The organism is Massilia eurypsychrophila (assembly GCF_002760655.1).
Taxonomy (GTDB): domain Bacteria; phylum Pseudomonadota; class Gammaproteobacteria; order Burkholderiales; family Burkholderiaceae_D; genus JAFCUW01.
Genome location: NZ_PDOC01000031.1, coordinates 16,846 through 37,881, shown reverse-complemented (window position 1 = coordinate 37,881; position 21,036 = coordinate 16,846). Strand labels below are relative to the sequence as shown.

The 21,036-nt window shown below is 62.0% G+C and carries 21 protein-coding genes, 1 tRNA gene and 1 pseudogene; 12 read left to right on the top strand and 11 right to left on the bottom strand.

What is annotated here, in order from left to right; all coding sequences use genetic code 11:
- Nucleotides 1–120: pseudogene (locus tag CR105_RS29135) on the top strand (IS1595 family transposase); the annotation flags it as partial.
- Between the two features lie 167 nt (nucleotides 121–287).
- Here CR105_RS29135 and CR105_RS25375 read toward each other — a convergent pair.
- On the bottom strand, nucleotides 288–1,283 hold the full coding sequence (locus tag CR105_RS25375; RefSeq protein ID WP_099793449.1) for an NADP-dependent oxidoreductase: 996 nt from the start codon (nucleotides 1,281–1,283) through the stop codon (nucleotides 288–290).
- A complete protein-coding gene (locus CR105_RS28050; protein WP_131021843.1) occupies nucleotides 1,280–1,486 on the bottom strand; it encodes a hypothetical protein in 207 nt (68 codons plus the stop codon). Before CR105_RS28050 ends, CR105_RS25375 begins: the two co-directional genes overlap by 4 nt.
- Between CR105_RS28050 and CR105_RS25370 the strand changes: the two genes are divergently transcribed.
- Nucleotides 1,481–3,226: a DUF418 domain-containing protein gene (locus tag CR105_RS25370; RefSeq protein WP_099793447.1), complete on the top strand. Its 1,746-nt coding sequence runs from the start codon at nucleotides 1,481–1,483 to the stop codon at nucleotides 3,224–3,226. The genes CR105_RS28050 and CR105_RS25370 overlap by 6 nt on opposite strands.
- A gap of 217 nt (nucleotides 3,227–3,443) precedes the next feature.
- On the opposite strand, the gene CR105_RS29305 is transcribed toward CR105_RS25370, so the two are convergent.
- A complete protein-coding gene (locus tag CR105_RS29305) occupies nucleotides 3,444–3,575 on the bottom strand; it encodes a hypothetical protein (protein ID WP_267873919.1) in 132 nt (43 codons plus the stop codon).
- Nucleotides 3,576–3,630: 55 nt separating this feature from the next.
- On the opposite strand from CR105_RS29305, the gene CR105_RS25365 reads away from it, so the two are divergent.
- Both CR105_RS25365 and CR105_RS25360 read left to right on the top strand, forming a co-directional pair.
- Nucleotides 3,631–4,842, top strand: a complete 1,212-nt coding sequence (locus CR105_RS25365; protein WP_099793445.1) for a trypsin-like serine peptidase — start codon at nucleotides 3,631–3,633, stop codon at nucleotides 4,840–4,842.
- Nucleotides 4,827–5,105: a carboxypeptidase regulatory-like domain-containing protein gene (locus CR105_RS25360; protein WP_099793443.1), complete on the top strand. Its 279-nt coding sequence runs from the start codon at nucleotides 4,827–4,829 to the stop codon at nucleotides 5,103–5,105. The genes CR105_RS25365 and CR105_RS25360 overlap by 16 nt, the downstream gene beginning before the upstream one ends.
- A gap of 74 nt (nucleotides 5,106–5,179) precedes the next feature.
- Here the strand turns inward: CR105_RS25360 and CR105_RS25355 are convergent, their stop codons facing one another.
- Nucleotides 5,180–5,656 (bottom strand): DUF2269 family protein, encoded by a 477-nt coding sequence (locus CR105_RS25355; protein WP_099793441.1) that lies wholly within the window; start codon nucleotides 5,654–5,656, stop codon nucleotides 5,180–5,182.
- Between the two features lie 279 nt (nucleotides 5,657–5,935).
- Between CR105_RS25355 and CR105_RS29130 the strand changes: the two genes are divergently transcribed.
- Nucleotides 5,936–6,166 (top strand): hypothetical protein, encoded by a 231-nt coding sequence (locus CR105_RS29130; RefSeq protein WP_229414127.1) that lies wholly within the window; start codon nucleotides 5,936–5,938, stop codon nucleotides 6,164–6,166.
- Nucleotides 6,167–6,234: 68 nt separating this feature from the next.
- Here the strand turns inward: CR105_RS29130 and CR105_RS25345 are convergent, their stop codons facing one another.
- From CR105_RS25345 to CR105_RS25325, 5 genes are all read right to left on the bottom strand, one after another.
- The gene (locus CR105_RS25345) at nucleotides 6,235–7,446 is read right to left on the bottom strand and encodes a DesA family fatty acid desaturase (RefSeq protein WP_099793439.1); all 1,212 of its coding nucleotides are present in this window, start codon (nucleotides 7,444–7,446) and stop codon (nucleotides 6,235–6,237) included.
- A gap of 105 nt (nucleotides 7,447–7,551) precedes the next feature.
- Nucleotides 7,552–8,886, bottom strand: a complete 1,335-nt coding sequence (locus tag CR105_RS25340; RefSeq protein WP_099793437.1) for a mechanosensitive ion channel family protein — start codon at nucleotides 8,884–8,886, stop codon at nucleotides 7,552–7,554.
- Nucleotides 8,887–8,903: 17 nt separating this feature from the next.
- Nucleotides 8,904–10,226 carry an RsmB/NOP family class I SAM-dependent RNA methyltransferase gene (locus CR105_RS25335; protein WP_099793435.1) on the bottom strand — a complete coding sequence of 441 codons (1,323 nt, stop codon included), beginning with the start codon at nucleotides 10,224–10,226 and terminating at the stop codon, nucleotides 8,904–8,906.
- Between the two features lie 29 nt (nucleotides 10,227–10,255).
- Entirely contained in the window at nucleotides 10,256–10,852 is a 597-nt protein-coding gene (gene purN, locus CR105_RS25330) for a phosphoribosylglycinamide formyltransferase (RefSeq protein ID WP_099793433.1), read from the bottom strand.
- A gap of 176 nt (nucleotides 10,853–11,028) precedes the next feature.
- A complete protein-coding gene (locus CR105_RS25325; RefSeq protein ID WP_099793431.1) occupies nucleotides 11,029–11,427 on the bottom strand; it encodes a barstar family protein in 399 nt (132 codons plus the stop codon).
- A 372-nt stretch (nucleotides 11,428–11,799) separates the two neighbouring features.
- Here CR105_RS25325 and CR105_RS25320 point away from each other — a divergent pair, with 372 nt between their 5' ends.
- From CR105_RS25320 to CR105_RS25295, 6 genes are all read left to right on the top strand, one after another.
- Entirely contained in the window at nucleotides 11,800–12,330 is a 531-nt protein-coding gene (locus CR105_RS25320) for a glycine zipper 2TM domain-containing protein (RefSeq protein WP_099793429.1), read from the top strand.
- Nucleotides 12,331–12,424: 94 nt separating this feature from the next.
- Nucleotides 12,425–13,207 (top strand): methyltransferase domain-containing protein, encoded by a 783-nt coding sequence (locus CR105_RS25315; RefSeq protein ID WP_099793427.1) that lies wholly within the window; start codon nucleotides 12,425–12,427, stop codon nucleotides 13,205–13,207.
- An 87-nt stretch (nucleotides 13,208–13,294) separates the two neighbouring features.
- The gene (gene tfpB, locus CR105_RS25310; protein ID WP_502522662.1) at nucleotides 13,295–15,064 is read left to right on the top strand and encodes a type IV pilus assembly ATPase TfpB; all 1,770 of its coding nucleotides are present in this window, start codon (nucleotides 13,295–13,297) and stop codon (nucleotides 15,062–15,064) included.
- Between the two features lie 61 nt (nucleotides 15,065–15,125).
- Nucleotides 15,126–15,201 (top strand) — tRNA-Lys (locus CR105_RS25305).
- Nucleotides 15,202–15,371: 170 nt separating this feature from the next.
- Nucleotides 15,372–15,713, top strand: coding sequence for a DUF3817 domain-containing protein (locus CR105_RS25300; protein ID WP_099793425.1), 342 nt, complete (start codon nucleotides 15,372–15,374; stop codon nucleotides 15,711–15,713).
- 265 nt (nucleotides 15,714–15,978) lie between these two features.
- The gene (locus tag CR105_RS25295) at nucleotides 15,979–17,181 is read left to right on the top strand and encodes a serine hydrolase domain-containing protein (RefSeq protein ID WP_099793423.1); all 1,203 of its coding nucleotides are present in this window, start codon (nucleotides 15,979–15,981) and stop codon (nucleotides 17,179–17,181) included.
- A 44-nt stretch (nucleotides 17,182–17,225) separates the two neighbouring features.
- On the opposite strand, the gene CR105_RS25290 is transcribed toward CR105_RS25295, so the two are convergent.
- Nucleotides 17,226–17,618 carry a VOC family protein gene (locus CR105_RS25290; protein WP_099793421.1) on the bottom strand — a complete coding sequence of 131 codons (393 nt, stop codon included), beginning with the start codon at nucleotides 17,616–17,618 and terminating at the stop codon, nucleotides 17,226–17,228.
- A gap of 434 nt (nucleotides 17,619–18,052) precedes the next feature.
- Between CR105_RS25290 and CR105_RS25285 the strand changes: the two genes are divergently transcribed.
- On the top strand, nucleotides 18,053–19,117 hold the full coding sequence (locus CR105_RS25285; RefSeq protein ID WP_099793419.1) for an AI-2E family transporter: 1,065 nt from the start codon (nucleotides 18,053–18,055) through the stop codon (nucleotides 19,115–19,117).
- A 92-nt stretch (nucleotides 19,118–19,209) separates the two neighbouring features.
- Here CR105_RS25285 and CR105_RS25280 read toward each other — a convergent pair whose 3' ends face one another.
- Nucleotides 19,210–20,790 carry an FG-GAP-like repeat-containing protein gene (locus tag CR105_RS25280; RefSeq protein WP_099793417.1) on the bottom strand — a complete coding sequence of 527 codons (1,581 nt, stop codon included), beginning with the start codon at nucleotides 20,788–20,790 and terminating at the stop codon, nucleotides 19,210–19,212.
- Nucleotides 20,791–21,036 lie beyond the last annotated feature (246 nt).

Genomic DNA, 21,036 nt, shown 5'->3' with positions numbered 1-21,036 from the left:
CAGTACCGCTTTAATCGCCGATTCGATATGTCGACCATCCTCACGCGCCTGATCCACGCTGCCGCGGCTACCGGCAGCCGGACCGAAGCGTGGATGCGGCTGGCTGAAGATGAGCGCTAATCAGCATTTAAATTGCGCTCAGATTCAACTTTGCGCAGAGGCTGGCAGCAGCCTCACCGCCGAGTAAACGAAATGGGGTCAGACCCGTTTGTTTGACTGCGATTCCGTCGATTCGCCGTCGATTAAACGGGTCTGACCCCAATTTTTTTGACGCGATTTTTACCGGGTCAGGTGAGCTTGACCAGTTGCTTGCCGAAGTTCTTGCCCTTTAGTAGGCCGATGAATGCGTCGGGGGCACTGGCGAGGTCCTGCGCGATCGTTTCGCGGTACTTGAGCTGGCCGCCGGCAACCAGCGCCGCCAGTTCGCGCAGGCCCTCGGCCCAGAATTCAAGGTGCTCGCTGACGATGAAACCGCGGATCGTCAGGCGGTTCGTCAGCACGGAGCTGAAATTGTGAACGGCGACGGCCTCGCCGTTGTAGCCGGCAATCAGGCCGCAGACGGCGATCCGGCCAAAGGCATTCATGCGCGCCAGCGCGGCGTCGAAGCCGGCGCCGCCAACGTTTTCAAACACGGCGTCGATGCCGTTCGGCGTCGCCGCCGCGAGGTCGGCCACCAGGTTGCCCGCCTTGTAGTCGACGCAGGCATCAAAGCCGAGTTCGTCGACCACGTAGGCGCACTTTTCCTTGCCGCCGGCAATGCCGACCACGCGGCAGCCCTTTAACTTCGCCAACTGGCCGACCACGCTGCCCACCGCGCCGCTGGCGGCCGAGACGGCGACGGTTTCCCCGGCCTTCGGCTGCATGATCTGGTTCAGCCCGTACCAGGCGGTCATGCCCGGCATGCCGGCCACGCCAAGATAGGCCGACAAGGGCACGCGGGCAATGTCGACCTTGCGCAGAGCGACGCCGTCGGACACGCCGGTCTCGGCCCAGCCGAGCGCGCCGACGACCTTGTCGCCGACAGCGAATTTGGCATTCTTCGACGCGATGACTTCGCCGGCGGTGCCGCCGATCATGGTCTGGTCAAGCGGCTGCGGCGCCGCGTAGCTCTTCTCTTCGCTCATACGGCCACGCATGTAAGGGTCGAGCGACAGATACTCATTGCGAACGAGAATCTCGCCTTCTTGCAACTCGGGCGTGTCGACCGTTTCCAGCCGAAAGTTGTCAGGCGAAGGCTCGGCCGAGGGACGCGAGGCCAGTACGATGCGGCGGTAAGTGCTCATGGTGTGTCTCCTAATTGGGTCAGCAATTTTAAGCCGCTATTGGCCATCGTGCCGTTCGATCGGCGGACCGGCGCCACCACGCCTAAAACGCCTCTGGCACCGCCTTTCCTGCCGTTCGTCGCATTTTCAGCGATTTTCATCGACCCCAGAACTATGATGTTCAGACTATAACCTTGACTGACGGGAATAATAAAATCATGCATACCCTGACTGACGCCGCCGAAAAAACCCTGCTCGCACCCGTGCCCGCCAGCCAGCGCATCGAAGCGCTGGATGTGGTGCGCGGCTTCGCGCTGATCGGCATCTGCCTGATGAACGTCGAATTCTTCAACCGCGCGCTGAGCTCGATGGGCCAGGGCATGCCGCTCGGCCTGACCGGCATCGACTGGCTGGCCTCCTACTTCGTTGCCTATTTCGTCGCCGGCAAATTCTGGACCATCTTCTCGCTGCTGTTCGGCATGGGCTTTGCCGTCATGCTGACGCGCGCCGAACGCGCCGGACGCGGCTTCATCAAGCCGTACGTGCGCCGTATCGCCGCGTTGGCCGTGTTCGGCGCACTGCACCACATCTTCCTGTTCGCCGGCGACATCCTGTTCAGCTATGCGGTAGCCGCGGTGTTCCTGCTGGTGGCCCTGTACGGCACCTGGAAATGGATCGTCGGCGCCATCGTCGCCTGCATCGGCCTGGCATTCGTGCCGAACTTCGGCCCTGCGGCTGGCGGCGCCGCCGCCACGTTGGCGTTCGCCGGCGTCGTCGCGGTCTACCTGCGCAGCGAAAAGAAATTGTTTGGCCTGTCGGCCATGGCGGCGACGCTGATCGGCGTGAGCCTGGTCGCCGGCATCGCCGCGCTGGTGTTCTGGTTCGTGCCGGGCACGCCGAAAGGCCCGCGCGGCCCGGCCACCGCGATGTTTTTCCTGTTCGCGGCACTGGCCTGGCTGGCCGAGAAGTACAACATGCCGGCCGACAAGCGCCCGCTGCGCGCCGGCGCCACCATCTTCATGTTTTTCGCCACCATGATGACGATCGGCGGCACCGTCGAATACCTGACCCCGCCCGACGCGGCGACAGCGAAGCCGGCAGTTGTGACGGCGCCAGCGGCAACGGTGGCGGCGCCAGCACCGGCCGCCGCGCCAGTAGCGGCGCCGGCCAAAGCCGACGCCAAGGCTGACGTCAAGAAGCCCGCCGCCAAGGAGCCGACCGCCGAAGAGAAGAAAGCGGCCCGCGCCAAGCGCATGAAGGAACAAGCCGACGAGCGCGCACTGGAAGTGAAAACCATGAGCACCGGCAGCTACGCCGACGCGGTCCGCTTGCGCGTCAAGCACTTCGCCGAGCACGCGCCGCAGGAGTCCGGCTTCGCGACCTTGCTGATCGGTATGTTCCTGATCGGCACCTGGTTCATCCGCTCCGGCGTGATGGAAAATACCGCCGCGCACCTGCCGATGTTCCGCAAACTGGCCTTCATCGCCCTGCCAGTTGGCCTTTCCCTTGGCATCCTCGGCAGCCTGCTGGCAATGTCGCACGTGCCCGGCGCGCAGCAGGACGGTTTCGGACTGGCCCACGGCCTGCTGATGATCGGCAACCTGCCCGCCTCGCTCGGCTATGTGGCGATGATCGTGCTGATGCTGCACAGCGGCTCGGCGCTGTCGAAAATTAAAGTGCTGGCGCCGTTCGGCCGCATGGCGCTGACCAACTACCTGCTGCAGTCGCTGGTGATGTCGTCCATCTTCTTCGGCTACGGTCTGGGACTGTGGGGCATGGGCCGCGCCTTGCAGGTGGCGCTCGCCATCGGCGTGTGCGCGCTGCTGCTTGCCTTCAGCCACTGGTGGCTGGCGCGCTTCCGCTACGGTCCGGCCGAGTGGCTGTGGCGCGCGGTGACCTACATGCAGCTGCCGGCAATGCGCATCGACACCGCCCCGTCCAGGACCCACGCTCAACCGGCCTGATCCGCTACTGACACCCACCCCATGAAGGCTCCGCAAGGAGCCTTCATTCATCTGCGCTAACGCTTTGGTTCCATCGGTGCTCTTGCGAGTGCACAATCGCGCCGCTTTCGCTCATCGATACTGTGGTTGGTGGCGAAGGAGGCGCGGCCTCCCGATTCGCCATCACTGCTTCATACCAAAGGAGAACAACCATCGCAGACGACTACGGATCGAGTTATCAGTCGGACGAGCAGATCGGGCCACCGGGCGGCAACATCGGCTTGAACGGCGGCGCCCGAACAGACCCGGTCCAGCAGACACAGTACGGCAGCACGGCACGCGCCGACGACGGCAGCAGCCAGCGGGGCATTGGCTTTGCCAGGCCGCCGGTGGCAAAAATGGCGCGCAACGAAGCCATCCCGTAGATGACCGAAGAAGCCTACGGCGACGCGCCGGTTCCGGTCGGCGGCGGCGAAGCCATGGCCGAAACCGCCGAAATGACCGAGGAGATCGGTAACCCGGCCATGCAGGAATCGGCCGAAGAGTTTTACGAGGCGACGCCGGAGCAACTCAACGCCGCCGCCATCGAGGCCGGCGAAGAAGGACGTAGCGACACCGAATCGGGCGACGAACTGACCGAGGCCGGTGTGGCGCTGGGCGGCGCGCAAGAGGCCGGCGTCGAAGAGTTCTTCCCGATCCTGGCCGCGCTGGTACCGACGCTACTGAGCAGTATCGGACCGACGGTGGCAAAAAAAGTGGTGGCCAAATTGTCGCCGCGCGCCAAGCAAGGCATCAAGCGGCTGGCCACCACAGCGGCGGCGACTGCCGGCAAATCGAAGCCGGTAAAAAACATCCTGTCCGTCTTTGCGCGCCTGCTCGAATCGGAACAAACCAAGGCGACCGGCGAGAGCGATGCGGAAGTTGGCGAAGAGCTCAACCAGCTCATCGACGAGGTCGCCGCCACCGCCGAGGTGATCATCGGCCGCGACGATCGTATCCTGGCAACCGACACCATGTCGGAACCACTGCGCCGGATCTGCGAACTGCGCATCACTTTCCCCAACGGTAAAACCTACCGCGGCACCGGCTTCTTAATCGGCAAGCGCACCCTGGCCACCGCCGGCCATTGCGTCTATTTGCATAACGAGGGTGGCTGGGCCCGCAAGATCGAAGTCATCCCCGGCGCCAACGGCACGTTCCGCCCCTGCGGCTCCGAATTCTCGAGTTCGTTCCGCTCCGTCAAAGGCTGGGTGAACAGCAAGAAGCCGGAACACGATTTCGGCTGCATTGTCCTTCCCGCCAACGCCTTCGGCGGACGCAACCTTGGCTATTTCGGCATTTCCGCCGCACCGCCGCTGAAAATCCTGGGCAAGTGCGTCTCCCTGTACGGCTATCCGGGCGACAAGCCATCGCAAAACTGGGGCATGACGCTGGCCGTCAAAACCATCACGGCCAAGACGCTGATCTACGATATCGATACGGTCGGCGGGCAAAGCGGCGCGCCCGTGTACACCGACCTGGACGGCCGAAAAAACTGCGCCATCGCCATTCACAACTATGGCAGCGCCGGCGGCAATTCGGCGACCCGGATCACGCCGACCGTGTTCGAGCGGCTCAGCAAATGGGCGTTGCTCTGATGTCGGGCAACAGCGTGCAGGGACGCGTGGTTCACGCCAGCACCGGCGCGCCGGTTGCCGATGCGACCATCGCCGTGATTGCCGGTCCGGGCCCGTATCCCGACATCGCCGTCATGACCGACGACGACGGCCGCTTCTCCCTCGACGACATGGCCGCGGGTGACTGGCGGCTTGGCGCGCGCAGCGCCAACGGCGCGACCGGCGAGGCAAGCGTTGCCGTCGGCAGTAGCGCTGCGGCCGAGGCCGTCATCACGGTCAGCTAGCTGCCGCCGGTAAATCGGAAGGGCTGCGCGACGCGCCCTTCCGCGTAGTTGCGTCGTGGCGGTTGCGCCGCCGGCTAGGCCGGCTTCGCCACCATCAGGTAGAAGATGGCGACAAAGGCAAACAACGCCGGAATGCCGAGCGCGATCCACAGCCTGAAGTAGCGCCAGTACTGCGGCGGCAGCGCGCTGCCGTCGCGTGCGGCCTGCACCGCCATGTCGCGCAGGCGCATCTGCAGCCAGACCACCGGCAGCCAGCAGGCGGCGGCCAGCACGTACAGTCCGATCGACCAGGCCAGCCAGCGGCTGCTCATCGAAAAACCGGCGATGCGCACCAGGTAGTAGCCGGTCAGCGGCTGGACGATGATGGTGGTGGCCGTGAACAGCCAGTCGGCAACGACGACGATGCGGCTGACGACGGCGATGGCGCGCACGTCGCGGCTGATATTGGCAAACAGCATGTAGAACGCCGATCCGATGCCGGTGCCAAACAGAAAAGTTGACGACAGAATGTGCAGCCACTCGATAGATGCCGTTGACGATGCCGAGTTCAATATCTACTGAAGATCGGAGGATGCCATGGAAGACTGGAACACTGCAACGCGCCGCGGGCTGCTGTCGGGCGCCGTCGCCAGCGCACTTTCGACTGCCGCCCTCGCCGCCCTGGGCAAGGCCGGTACCGACAGCACGTTCGCGCCCACCAACGCCATCAGCCACTGGATCTGGGGCGACCAGGCCGCGCGCCACGACGGGCCGTCGCTGCGCTACACCGCCACCGGATACGTCATCCATCACCTGAGCGCAACGTTCTGGCGGTGCTGTTCGAACGCTTCATGGGTGACCGGCTCGACCGTATCGGCCCGGCGCCAACCCTGGCCGCGGCCACCGCCACGTCGGCGCTGGCCTGCTTTACCGACTACCAACTGACGCCGCAGCGCCTGAAGCCGGGCTACGAAAAGCGCTTGTCCAAGCCGGCGCTGGCGGTCGTCTACGGCGCCTTTGCGGCCGGCCTGGCGGTTGGCGCTCTGCTGACCCGCGCCCGCGATTCGGGGCGCCGGACGTAACAATGGCCACCCGAAGGTGGCCATTGTCGATGTTGCCGCAAGCCGCTTATGCGTAATTTATGCGCAAATTACGCGTAACTGCGCAGCCGCATCGAGAACTCCTGCAGTGACTTGATGCCGGACGCTTCGGCGCGCACGCACCAGTCTTGCAACTGATGGAGCAGCTGGTCGCGCGTGAAGTGCGAGCGCTCCCAGATCGCGCCGAGCTCGACGCGCATGTTGTGCATCGTCTCGAGTGCCTTGCTGTGCTCGAACAGCTCGACCAGCTGCTGCTTGTGCGACGCCTCCAGCTTGGCCGGCTCGCGCTGCAACAGCTTGCGCGACGACTTCAGGAAACGGTATTCCAGTTCCGCCTTCTGGCGCAGGTGCGGCACTTCCTCGTGCCATGCATGCTTGAACGACTTGGCGTACTTGGCCATGACGTCGTAGCGGTTGGCGATGACCGACTGCAAGGTGTCAAAGTCCGCTACCAGCTTGCCGTGCGCAAACTTCGGCTCCGGTGCGACGCGCCGTACTTTCGCCAGGCCGCACGTTTCGAGGATGCGGATATACAGCCAGCCAATATCGAATTCGTACCATTTTGACGACAGTTTGGCCGACGTCGCGAACGTGTGGTGATTGTTGTGCAGCTCTTCGCCACCGATCAGGATGCCGAAAGGAATGATATTGGTCGCCGCATCGGCGCAATCGTAGTTGCGGTAGCCCCAGTAGTGGCCGATGCCGTTGATGATGCCGGCCGCCGTGATCGGGATCCACATCATCTGGACCGCCCAAATGGTGATGCCGATGACGCCGAACAGCGCGACGTTAATGATCAGCTGCAGCACGACGCCCTGCCAGCTGAAGCGGGTGTAGACGTTGCGTTCGATCCAGTCGGTCGGGGTGCCATGGCCATACTTTTCCATGGTTTCCAGGTTCTTCGACTCGGCGCGATACAGCTCGGCGCCCTCGAACAGCACTTTCTTGATGCCGCGCGTGACCGGGCTATGCGGATCTTCCTCGGTATCGCACTTGGCGTGGTGCTTGCGGTGGATCGCCGCCCATTCCTTGGTGACCTGGCCGGTGGTGAGCCATAGCCAGAAACGGAAGAAGTGACTCGGAATCGCATGCAACTCCAGCGCGCGGTGCGCCTGGTGACGGTGCAGGTAGATCGTCACGCTGGCGATCGTAATGTGCGTCACTGCAAGGGTGTAGAAAAACACCTGCCAACCCGACAGGCCAATGAGGCCGCCATCGAGGAAACCGAGAACCGCGTCGACCGTGGTACTTAACAAATTCATTAATGCTCCAATGTGGATTTTTGTCATCGCTAGCCGCTTTCTTCGAAGCGGTCACACAGCGTCACATTTTACGCGTTTCCCTGTCGCACGGCACATTTACACGTATCAATTGGTGACAGTTTGTGAGTTTCGTGTGGCGGTTGATGCGAGAAGCGCATCAATCACGCGCGGATCGAGCCCAGCCTGTGTCAGCTTGATATCGCCCGACTGCACCTTCTTGTAAATACGCTTGTTGACGTCGGAGACCACGCCGCCCGTTCCGTTCTCCGGATCGCTGATCCAGAAGCCGAGCTCGAGCTCGAAGCCGTCGGCGGCAAACTTGTTGACCGACACGCCAGGGGCCGGCGTTTCCATTATGCGCGGCACGTCGCGCGCCAGCGCTTCAAGCAGCGGGATGACGACGTCCAGATCGCTGCCGTACGACACCGTCAGCCTGGTCGACGCGCGCACCGAACTGCTCGACAGCGACTGGCTCTGCACCGGCCCGGAAATGAGCATTTCGTTTGGCAATACGGTCTCGACGCCGTCGAGGCCCTGCAGCACCGTGTAGCGGGCGTTGATGCGCGTGACCCTGCCGGAATACTTGTCGACCGAAATCATGTCGCCGATCGACAGGCTGCGTTCGAGCAGAATGACGAAGCCGGAGACATAGTTGCTGGCGATTTTTTGCAGGCCAAGGCCGAGACCGACGCCGAGCGCGCCGCCAAACACCGACAGCACCGTCAGGTCGAGCCCCATCAACGTCAAGCTGTACAGCACGGCGACGACGATCAGCACAGCGCGGCTCATGCGCGCAAGAATCACCCTGAGCGAGGAATGCATGCTCTGCACACCCATCAGGCGCTCTTCAAGCGCCGCGCCGGCCCACAGCGCCAGCATCAGCAGCACCACGACCGACCCGGCCGCCTGCAGGATATTTGCCAGCGACACCTTGTGGCGACCGATCGGCAGCAGCGTCGTCTCGAGGTAATCGATGATCTCAGGCCACAGGCCGAGGATGTACAGCGCCACCGCCAGCCACACCAGCAGGGCGAAGATCTTTTCGAACGTCAGGATGGCGGCCCCGACCGGGCCATGCCTGGCGAACACCCGGCGCAGCAGGTAGAACGCGGTGCGGATCACCGCGAACGAAGAAAACAGCGGCAGCGTGACGTTGAGCAGGTTGATGTGGTGATAGCGCGCCATCAGCAGCCGCGCCAGCGCCAGCAGGCCGAGAATCAACAGCGGGCTGAGCACTCTGGCGAAACTCTCGACGCCGATGCGGCGCACCGCGCCAGTAGTGCCCTCTTCGCCGCTCAGTTGCCGCAGATAGCGGTTGCGCAGGAAGCGCGCCAGTCCCCAGCCGAGCAGGATGCACAGCGCGATCGCGCCGGCCTGCCACAACACGCCCGGCTCGCGCAGATCGGCGAGCAGGTCGGACAGCAACTTTGACATCTGCATGGGCGGCCCGCGGCTAATTACGCTTCGGTATCGGCGTCGCCGTCGATCTCGTCTTCAGGCTTGACCCTGGCTGGCTTCGGCGCCATCGGCTTGCGCTCGAGCACCGCGGCGAAGAAGCCGTCGGTCTGGTGCTTGTGCGGCAGCAGCTTCAGGTAGTCGCCCATTTCCAGGTCGATCTTCTGCTCGGCCAGCACTTTGCTCATCGGCACGAGTTCAAATTCGTCGTGGGCGGCGAGAAATTGCTCGACGATGAAATCGTTCTCTTCGGTCAGCAGGCTGCAGGTGGCGTACACCAGGCGGCCGCCGCCCTTGAGCAGGCGCGCCGCGCTGTCGAGGATGGCTGCCTGCTTTTCCTGCATCTCGGCGACGGCTTCAACCTTCTGGCGCCACTTGACGTCCGGATTGCGGCGCAAGGTGCCCAGGCCCGAGCACGGCGCGTCGACCAGCACGCGGTCAATCTTGCCGGCCAGGCGCTTGACCTTGGCGTCGCGCTCGTGCGCGATCTGCACCGGATGGACGTTCGACAGACCGCTGCGGGCCATGCGCGGCTTCAGCTTGGCCAGGCGCTTCTCGGAAATATCGAACGCGTACAGGCGGCCGGTGTTGCGCATCAGCGCGCCCAGCGCCAGCGTCTTGCCGCCGGCGCCGGCGCAGAAGTCGACCACCATCTCACCGCGCTTGGCGCCGACGATCTGCGACAGGATCTGGCTGCCTTCGTCCTGCACTTCGATCGCGCCGTCCTTAAACAGCGGCAGGTTTTGCAGCGACGGCTTTTTCAGCACGCGCAGGCCGAGCGACGCGAACGGCGTCGGCACGGCGGCGATCGGCGCTTCGGCCAGCTTGGCGATGACGTCTTCGCGCGTCGCCTTGATCGAATTGACGCGCAGGTCGAGCGGCGCCGGCTGGTTTAGCGCGTGCGCCATTTCCAGCGTTTCGGCTTCGCCATACTGGGCGACGAACTTGTCGAACAACCATTTCGGCAAGTTAGAACGCATCTGCGGTGGCATCAGGTTGCGGTCGATCTGCGCGATGCGGGTCAGAAATTCGGTCTCTTCTTCGGTCAGGCCGGCCAGCGCATCGGCGCCGACCGCTTCGGCCAGGCCGAGGATGGTCAGGCGGCGCATGGTCGACTCCTGCCCGGCTTCGGCGAAGTCGGTGAAGAACGACTTGTTGCGCAAGATGGCGTAGATGCCTTCAGCGACGGCGCCGCGTTCGCGTGGTCCAAGGCGCGGATGGTCCTTGAAATAGCGCGACAAAGTGGTGTCGGCCGGCGCCGAAAAACGTAAGATCTCGCGCAATACTTCTTCAGTATTGCCGAGGATCGCTGGAGGCAATCTCATGATATTCCTTGGTTAACTACGTGTTATGTCTATGCGGCGGTGCCGCTGCCGGCGCCAGGCCGGCCTTCGATGAATGCGCGGATGACGCGCGGATAAAGGATGTGTTCCTGCACCAGCACGCGCGCCGCCAGCGTCGCTTCCGTGTCGCCCGGCAGCACTTCCACTTCGGCCTGTCCCAGCACCGGACCGTGGTCCAGTTCGGCGGTGACGATGTGGACCGAGACGCCATGCCTGGCGACCCCGGCCTCGAGCGCTTGGCGGTGGGTTGCCAGCCCTGGAAAATCGGGCAGCAATGACGGATGAATATTGATCATCCGGCCGGCGTAGTGCTCGACGAACGGCGCCGTCAGGATGCGCATGAAGCCGGCCAGCACCACCAGGTCGGGCGCGAACGCGTCGACTGCCTGCTGCAGCGCCACGTCAAAATCGGCGCGGCTGGCGAAATCCTTACTTGGAACGACGGCCGTGACAATGCCGTTGGCCCTGGCAAACACCAGTCCGGCGGCGTCCGCCTTGTTACTGATAACTGCTGCGATCCTTGCTGGCCACTGCTCGGCTTGCGACGCGCGCACTACCGATTCCATGTTGCTGCCGCGACCAGAAATTAGGATCACAATGTTTTTCATAGCGCGCATTGTACCCTGACCGGCAGTCGCGGCCTATATACGCGGTGAAATTTGTTGCAGTGCACCACGACAGTTGCAACTCGGGGGATGGTACCGCGAAAGTGGCAGGCGTGCCCGCCTGCGCGGAAACCCCTGCCACTGATGAACAGTGAGAAAGAGCGCGGAAGAGTGAGTACTTACTCGAACGAGTAAAATACCCGGAATGGCACCTTCTTCTCCGCCCAAAAATCAGCAGCATCGCGAAACACGTCCAGCAAAGTCTCGCGCGCTTCCTTGTCGAACTTCTGGGTATTGGGCAGCTGTTCGAGCACCACGATAAAGCCAGGCTGCGGCCCTGCCTTGTTGATCGTCTCGGTCAGGCACTCGCGCAGCGCGTCGACGTTCTTGCTGCAAGGCTTAGGAAAATGAAAGTTTTCGCCGATGCGGGCGCACACCTGCTGCTTGGTCAGCGCATCGGCACAATGGGCATACAGAAAATGCTGCCCAAGGCGAACGGCTTCCTCTTGCAATTCCACGACACGGAAAGCGCGAATGGATTGCACAAGGTTAGGCGGCACTGTTAAAAACAAATTCATTATTCCCTCAAGTCGACCTGTAGCTACCGGTGGTTTCTGATTGCGTAATTCCCTGTGCGTCGCGTCCTTGTACAAAACGCCGTTCTCCCATTTGATCGTTGCTTAACGCCAATAGACCCTACAATTTTCTGTAAGGGTAACGTTTTGTGGTAACTGAATCAACCCGAATGTGATCGAAGACGAAATATTTGTAAAAAAACGCGATGTTTTACGATAAATTATGCAGCGCAGTCGTGTTAAACGCCGCCGAATGCTTGACCTCCTGTTACATCTTGTTGCCATGTGGGATCGTTATCGCCTTCCAGTCGCGTTAATATTGTGAACATGGCCGCATTGGCTAATCCAGACACCCAACATAGAATGAGGCTCAAGATGAACATCCAGACCAAGTTGATCGTCACCGCCATGGGCCTGTGCGCCCTGCCGATGGTGCAGGCAGTCGAATTCGAAGATTTTGGCCGCGTCGTGCGGGTTCAGCCGCGCATTGAACAAGTGCGTGAGCCACGCCAGGAATGCCGCACCGAATACATCCAGACCCCGGTCCAGCAGTATCAGCAGCCGCGCAGCGTCGGCGGCTCGATCGTCGGCGGCCTCGCCGGCGCGCTGGTCGGTAACCAGATCGGCGGCGGCACCGGCCGCACCACCGCCACCGCGGTTGGCGCCATCGCCGGCGCCGTCATCGGCGACCGTGTCGACAACGACGGCCGCAACGTCAACCAGCAGCAGGGCATGCAGGAACAGGCAGTGCGCCAGTGCCGCACAGTCGAATCGGTCGAGTCGCGCACCAACGGCTACGAAGTGACGTACGACTACCGCGGCCGCAACTACACCACCGTGATGGCGCGTGACCCTGGCCAGCGCATCCGCCTGCGCGTATCGGTCGAGCCTGATCAGATGCAGTAAGCCGGCGGGCGCCCCGGCGCCTGCCCGGGACGGGTTCTGCTTGCGCTAGGGGAACCCCTCCAACGATAATAGGGCGATCGAATCAGGTCGCCCTATGCTTATCAGAAGAAAATCCATCGAACAAGTCGAATCCTCGCGCCGCCCGGCGCGCAAGCCCAAGTTCGCGCCCGTGACCTTGTCCGAACAGGACGGCGTGCGCTATCTCCACTTCGGCACCGAGTGGGTGCAAGGCGCGATGCGCATCCGCAAGCCCGATTGGCCCGAACTCGAATACGCCCAGCAGATGATGGCCTGGATGCTGTATCTCGAGGCGCCGCGCGCCATCGCCCAGTTGGGCCTGGGCACCGGCACGCTGACCAAATTTTGCTACCGCAACTTCCCCGATGCCACCGTCACGGCGGTCGAACTCAATGCGTCGGTGATCGCCGTGTGCGAGTCGATGTTCAAGCTGCCGCCAAATGACGAGCGCCTGCAGGTGCTCGAGATGGACGCGCTTGACTTCGTCGATGATCCGGCCAACCTGGGCGCCTTCGACGTCTTGCAATGCGACCTGTATGACGCCACCGCGCGCGGTCCCGTGCTCGACACGCCCGAGTTCTACCGCTCCTGCTGCGCGTGCCTGGCGCCGGGCGGCATCATGACGGTCAACCTGTTCGGCGACCACCCCAGCTTTGCGAAAAACATCAAGGCCATGAAATATGGCTTCGAGCACGTCATTTGCCTGCCAGAAGTGCATGATGGTAATGTGGTGGCGCTGTGCTTCACGAGCCGCCCTGACGTCGACGCCGATACCCTGGCCGAGCGCGCGGCCGCGATTGTCGCCGCCACCAGGCTTCCCGCCAAATCGTGGGTCAAGGGCATCAAGTCAGCAGAGTAAGTAGCGCTTAACGGAGAACACGCTTTGAATCCAGACGAGGCCGCGGCAAGCGCGGCGGCAACAACCACCGCGCGCCCACGGCACGCGCTGCCCAAATCGCTGGACTTGCAAACCCTGTTCTCCTGGATGCTGGCCGACGGCATCGTTGAGAAAGCCGCCGTCAAGGCCCACTTCGCGCAGGCGCAGGGCATCCTCAAGAACGCGGCCGGCTCGATGCATCCGCTATCGGCGATCGCCCAGTGCAAGCTGGTGTCGGCGCAGCCGCCGCACCGCCTGCTGACGCTTGACGTGTTGTCCGAATGGACTGCCGCCAAGGTGGGCCTGCAATTTGTCCGCATCGACCCGCTTAAAATCGACTTCACCAAGGTGGCCGACGTCATGTCGGCCGGCTACGCGGCGCGCTTTAACATCTTGCCGCTCGACCTGACCGCCACGACGCTGGTCGTTGCCACCGCTGAGCCATTCCTGCTCGACTGGGAATCGGAAATCGCCAAGATCTCGCGCCGCAAGATTCAGCTGGTGATCTCGAACCCGCTCGACATCGCACAGTACATCGGGCAATTCTTCAGCCTGGCGAAATCGATCAAGAGCGCCAACAAGGCCAACGGCCAGGACCTTGCGCTGCGCAACAATTTCGAGCAGCTCGTCGAACTCGGCAAGTCCAACAAGCAGCTCGACGCCAACGACCAGCACGTCGTCAACATCGTCGACTGGCTGTGGCAATACGCGTTCGAACAGCGCGCCTCCGACATCCACCTCGAGCCCAAGCGCGACGTTGCGCTGATCCGTTTCCGCATCGACGGCGTGCTGCACCAGGTCTACCAGGTGCCGGCGGTGGTGATGATTGCCATGACGGCGCGCATCAAGCTGCTGGGGCGCATGGACGTCATCGAAAAGCGGCGACCGCAGGATGGCCGCATCAAGACGCGGACCAACGGCGGCCAGGAAGTCGAGCTGCGCCTGTCGACCTTGCCGACCGCCTTTGGCGAAAAGCTGGTGATGCGTATTTTCGATCCCGAAGTGGTGGTCAAGACGCTGCCTGAGCTTGGCTTTCCGGTCGACGACGCCAAGCGCTGGGATGGCCTGACGACGCGTCCGCACGGCATCATCCTGGTGACCGGGCCGACCGGCTCGGGCAAGACGACGACGCTGTACACCACCCTCAAGGCGCTCGCCACCAGCGAAGTCAACGTGTGCACGGTGGAAGACCCGATCGAGATGGTCGAAGCGTCGTTCAACCAGATGCAAGTGCAGCCGGGCATCGACCTGTCGTTTGCCGACGGCGTCAAGGCACTGATGCGGCAGGATCCCGACATCATCATGGTCGGCGAAATCCGCGACCTCGGCACCGCCGAGATGGCCATCCAGGCCGCGCTGACCGGCCACCTGGTGCTGTCGACACTGCACACCAACGACGCGCCGTCGGCGGTAATGCGGCTGCTGGAACTGGGCGTGCCGCATTACCTGCTGGAAGCGACGCTGATCGGCATCCTGGCACAGCGCCTGGTGCGCACCCTGTGCGTCGAGTGCAAGGCGCCCGATGGCGAGATCAATGACGACGTCTGGCACAGCATCGGCGGCGCCTGGAACATTCCGAAGCCTGCCACCATCTACCGGCCGATCGGCTGCCCCGAGTGCCGCCAGACCGGCTACCGCGGCCGCACCGGCATTTACGAGTTGCTGACCATATCGGAAGGCTTCACCAAGCTGATCCGCGAAGAGACCGACCTGCAGGCCCTGCGCCAGCAGAGCGTGGTCGACGGCATGAAGCCGCTGCGCATCGCCGGCGCGCTGAAGGTGGTCGAGGGCGTGACGACCGCTGAGGAAATCCTGAAAGTGACCGCCGCGTTGTCGTAATTACTTATCTAAAATACGCTCTGGCGGAAACGCGATCTGTCGTTTATAATTCTGCCTCTTCGGGTCGTTAGCTCAGCTGGTAGAGCAGCGGACTTTTAATCCGTTGGTCGCAGGTTCGAATCCCGCACGGCCTACCACGAATAGCAGTAAGCAAAATGAAGCAGTTACGAGTGATCGTAACTGCTTTTTTTGTTTGGAGAACTGAAACGTCCTTACCCACTTGGGAAAACCGGTGACTATTCCGGCCAATGATATCCGCACGGCCCGCATACCAGGCGCGCCGCAGCGCCACCGACAAGGAAGTCACATGAATCACCAGCAGCCTGCCGGCATTGGCAAACTATTTTCCATCATCGCCCTGCTCGAAGGATTGACGTGGGCAGGCCTGTTGATCGGCATGTTACTCAAATACACCACCAAGACGACCGAGCTCGGCGTTACGCTCTTCGGGCCCTTGCATGGCATCGTATTCATCAGCTATGTGGTGATTACCGTCGTGGCGGCGGTGCGCCTGCGCTGGCCGCTCTGGGCTACGTTGCTTGCCATGCTTGCCGCCGTGCCACCGCTGGTGACGATTCCGATGGAAATCTGGTTCAAGCACCGCGGCTTGCTGTCGAATCCGGCGGCAAGGCAAGCAGCACTCGTTTAGAGAAACATGCTTCACAGCTCGCGTGGACTTGGCGTGGGCATCATTCGCCCATTACGTTGGCAATCCCGCGCTTCACCTCATGCGCTTGTTCCTCCGACAATCCGAGTAGCGCGGCAGGCACTACCGAATCCAGCGTAGCCGTGCGCCAGGCCAGAGGTTGATCGCGCTGTGCGCAAATTCCAACCTGGCGGAATAAGCCCAGTCTGGGGTATGCTCGCTTCGCCATGACAGGCGCGAAGCCTGCTCGATCACATACAATAACAAAATGTCATTCAAAGAAAAGCATTTGCTTCGACCGTGCTGCATTTTGATGCTGAGCGCGCTTATGTTGTTGTCCGGTTGCGCTGACCTGCCTGCATGGATGATGGTGCAGCGCCAGTCGGCCATCACGGATTACCGCCATTTTCGAAATGCTGAAGTTGCGCGTTCGCTGGAAGCGTCCCCCTTTCTTGCGGCGGACACTGCCCCCTTGAAGCTGCCCGACTTTCGGGGCGAGACATTTGATGCCGTCATGGAACGCAACGGGACGGTGGCGATCGTGGTCGTTCAGCACGGCAAGGTCCTGATGGAGCGCTACTACCAAGGGTACAAGCGCGATAGCATCGTCACGTCCTTCTCCGTCGCCAAGTCAGTAGTATCTGCCTTGGTCGGCATCGCGATTGGCGACGGTCACATTCAGAGCATCGACGATCCGATCACACTCTATTTGCCGGAGCTGGCAGCAAGCGATCCACGCTTTTCCCGTATCACGATTCGCAACCTGCTGGAAATGCGCAGCGGCATCCGCTTCGACGAAGGCTACGGTGCGCCTTGGGCCGACGCTGCCAAGTTCTATTTAACCGCCGACCTGGGGACCAAGTTAAAAGGACTGGCAATTGAACGCGCGCCCGATGAGCAGTACCACTACAGCAGCGGCGACACCCAGCTATTGGGCACCATTGTCCAGCGAGCGACCGGCACGCCGCTTCCACGCTATCTGCAGGACAAGATCTGGCAGCCGATGGGCGCTGCGTATGATGCAAGCTGGAGCGTGGACAGCCTGGCGAACAGCCTGCCAAAAGCATTCTGCTGCATCAATGCACGCGCTCTCGACTTTGCGCGCTTTGGCCAGCTTTATCTAAACGATGGAAGCTTGAATGGCCGCCAGATCGTGCCAGTCGAGTGGGTCAGGCAAAGCACGCAAGTTCGCGAGCGTGTGGGCGCCACGCCGGCGAGCCGCTGGAACGTTGAAGGACAAGGCGCGCGTTGGTCAGCGTATTACGCCTGGCAATGGCGGCGTGCGACCGTCCCGGATGCAACTTCGGAACTCGGCATCAAACCCGGCCGCGACTTCTACGCGGAGGGCCATCATGGCCAGTTTATTTATGTCGCCCCGGCCGAGGACATGGTGATCGTCAGGATCGGTCACAAGTATGGAAATGCCTGGTGGCCAGGCTTTCTGGGGCGCATCGCCCGCCTCAATCCGTAGCGCAACCCACGAACTGGCGTGGGCGACCGCGCTACGTGATCACCTTACTTCGGACGATAAAGCGCACACAGCTTGTTGCCGTCCGGATCGCGCACATAGGCCAGGTGCAGCGCGCCCATCGCGCCCTCACGCAGGCCTGGCGGATCCTCAATCGACTGACCGCCAAACTCGACCGCAGTGTCGTGGAATTTCTCTACTTGCTCAGGAGACGTGCACTTGAAGCCGATGGTGCCGCCGTTGGCGCAGGTCGCCTGTTCACCATTGATCGGCTCGCTGACGCAGAATGTGCTTCCCTCGTGTCGGTAGAACAAGCGGGTGTGGCCAGACGGCCCCTTGTTGCGCATTGGCTCACCTGCGCCAAGAACGCCGAGCACGGCGTCGTAGAAACGTTTCGATTGTTCGATGTGGTTCGAACCGATCATTACATGATTGAACATTTGATCTCCTTATGTCCCTGGATAGTGTCCCGGGCTCCGTGGCAAATTATAGAACAATGCGACGACGCCATCTGTGGCGGCTCGCTGAGCGGCTACTTTGCAAAAAATTAACTTTCCACAAGATCAGAAGACGGCACACGCTTACAGTTGAACTCCGCGCGGCGCCGTCGCCGGAAAACTTATGATCGGAGCATTCTCATGACTGAATTGCTGGCACATGTCCCCTTAGTGGGCGATAGTTTCCAAGAACTGATCAAATGGCTGCAATTGATCATCAGGCTCTTCCGCTGGTAAAACTTTCCTTCCATTTGAGCACCGATGCCTGCCGGCGTGCCGTCGGCGGGCATCAGCCAACCAACGATCCCAAAAAACATTGCCATTCGTGCCAGTGCATTGATGTATCCTGTGCCCATCTCTACTTCCTTCTCCCCTACATGAACCATCCTGAACTCCAGGCGAAAACGTTCCTCCTGCTGCTGGTCCTCGTGACCGTCGCGTTTGCCTATATCCTGATGCCATATTTCGGCGCCATTTTCTGGGGCGCGGTGCTGGCCATCCTGTTCACACCCTTCCATCGCACCATCTCGCGCAAGATGGGCACGCACCGGCCGGTCCTGGCCGCGCTGACGACGCTCGCCATATGCCTCGTCGTGGTGATTTTTCCGATGATTCTGATCGCCATTTCGCTGGCGCAGGAAGGCACGGCGGTGTATCAAAAGGTGGCGTCGCGCGAGATCGATGTCAGCGTAGTTCTGCAAAATGTCTTCAACGCGCTGCCGTCGTGGGCGCACAACATCATGGCCCGCTTCGGCATGGACAACATCGCCACGCTGCAGAGCAGGCTGTCTGACGCGGCGATGCAGGGCAGCAAATTTGTCGCGACCAATGTGCTCGCCATCGGCATGAATGCGTTCGACTTCGTCGTCAGTTCCTTCGTCATGCTGTACCTGCTGTTTTTCCTGCTGAAAGATGGCGCCCCGCTGGCCGCGCGCATCCAGCGCGCCATCCCGCTCAGCAACGAGAACAAGCAACTGCTGTTCGACAAGTTCACCACCGTGATCAAGGCCACCGTGAAGGGTAACTTCCTCGTCGCCGGCGCCCAGGGTGCGCTCGGCGGCCTCGCCTTCTGGGTACTCGGCGTGCAGGGGGCGCTGCTGTGGGCGGTGGTGATGGCGTTCTTCTCGTTGCTGCCGGCAGTTGGCGCGGCCATCGTCTGGGCGCCGGTAGCCGTCTATTTCCTGATCACGGGCGCCGTCTGGAAAGGCGTGGCGCTGATTGCGTTCGGCGTGATCGTCATTGGCCTGGTCGACAATATCCTGCGCCCTATCCTGGTTGGCAAGGACATCAAGATGCCGGACTACCTCGTGCTCATCTCGACCATCGGCGGCATGGCCATCTTCGGCCTGAACGGCTTCGTCATCGGCCCGGTGGTCGCTGCGCTATTCATCGCGATGTGGGATATTTTTTCGGCGCACAAGAACAATCTGGCGCACGCATGACGCGCTGAAAAAAGCAAAAGCCCGCGAAGATTATTCGCGGGCTTTTTGCCATCTGGCGGCTCAATGGCTGCCGGGGCCTGCGCAGTGAAGCGCTATTTCGGCGCCGCCACAGGCGCCTTGAGGTTCATCTTCATGAATATCAGGCCCCGGCTGGTCGCCATGACGATATCGCTGTCGCCATCGCCATCGATGTCACCAACGGCGAGCGCGTCCGGGTGGTCGGCAGTGAACGGGACCTTGTACAACCAACCTACCAGCGCCTCTTTACGAGGTTGCCCGTAGTACACCGTGACGGTGTTCAATTCGCGATTCACCACGACGATGTCGTTTCTGCCGTCAGCGTTGAGGTCGCTGATCTGCGTCGGGCCAGGAAGTTCTGGCGAAGCGAGAGGAACGCCCGCCTTCAATTCACCCTGGGCATCCTGATAGAACGTGATCATCCGTGCGAGCGGCTTGTTGGCGGTAACGCTGACGACCACATCGGCCAGGCCGTCCTCGTTGATGTCGCCCACGGCCAGGTTGCCGAGCACGCCGGTTGTGACGAACGGTGGAGGCAGGTCATAGTATTTCGCCGCCGCGAAGGTGGCATCGGCCTTTTGCGCCAGCACTGAAAACTGCGGCGTGCCACGGTTCTGTCCGCGCATCTGGACGATGTCGACCCGGCCGTCGTTATTGACGTCGCCAAGCGCCATGTCGTCGGTGCCGGTGTCGACCGGATACGATGCCGCCGGTGCAAAGACGCCGGCCGAGCGTTGCAGGAACACGCTGACAGAGGCGGTGTTGAAGCCGGCGCCGACCATGTCGAGCAACCCATCGCGATTGATGTCAACCAGCTTGACGCGGTAGGCGTCGCCGGTCGGCAGCAATTGCGGCGCGGTCAGCTGCCCCGTCGCGTTTTGGACGAACACCTGCATGCCGCACACGGCGTCGGGGCGGTCGCCCAACGTGGAAACGACCACGTCGTTCTTGCCGTCCTTGTTAAAGTCGCCCAGTTTGACCGCGGTCGGGATGCAGTTTGGCGAACTCATCTTGTAGCCAACGGGCTGCGTCAGCCCGCCGTCCGCACCCTGCACATACACCGTCAACGTATCGGTCACCGCGCCTCCCGAGCGTACGGAAACGACGTCGGCGCGGCCATCGCCGTTGACGTCACCAACCGTGACCGCCAGCGGCGCGGTAGTGGCAAACAGGTCCGCCGTCGTAACGTCGGCTGCCGGCGGAATCGACAGGAAGTTCCAGCGCGCTTCCTGCGCCATTGCGACGCCCCCATGGCTGCGGATGCCGGTGGTCAGCAGCACTGTATACGGCCGCGTCATATCGAGCGGCGCCAGTGGCTTGATGTCGACGTCGCGACCGTTCAACACCACCGTCGCCGGTACGTTGACGGTACCTTGCAGCAGCACAACGGTGCTCTGGTTGACCGTGGCAGGGTCGACATCGATGCTGAACTGGGCGCGGATCCGCGCGTCGAGGCCGGCATAGGTTTCGAGGGAAACCGGGTCCAGCAGCACGGCGGTCGGCGCTGCGGTCACCGGCGCCGGCGCGCCAGGCACCGCGCCACCCACGCTGGCGCCGCCGCCGCCACCACCACCGCAGCCACTGAGTACTGTCAGCGCCAGGCCGACAGCGGCGAAGGAGCGCAGAGAGACTGTTCCGAGCCGTGTTTTGTTCATGATGCCACCTCTTGAAAGATTGATATTTTTATATCTTCACCAATGCTAGCATGCTGTCCGCTGAGACCGCTGCACGATAGAAACTGTTGCGATAGCAGAACTTAACATGCAAGGAGGCACCGTCCGATTCAGAACGGAAAATTAATTGCAATAAATAGTAAGTTTGCACACACGCACGCCGATGAAGCGAACCGTCGGTATCGGGCAGTGGAACGAAGGAGGAAGGATGGCCGGCAGTGCGCGACC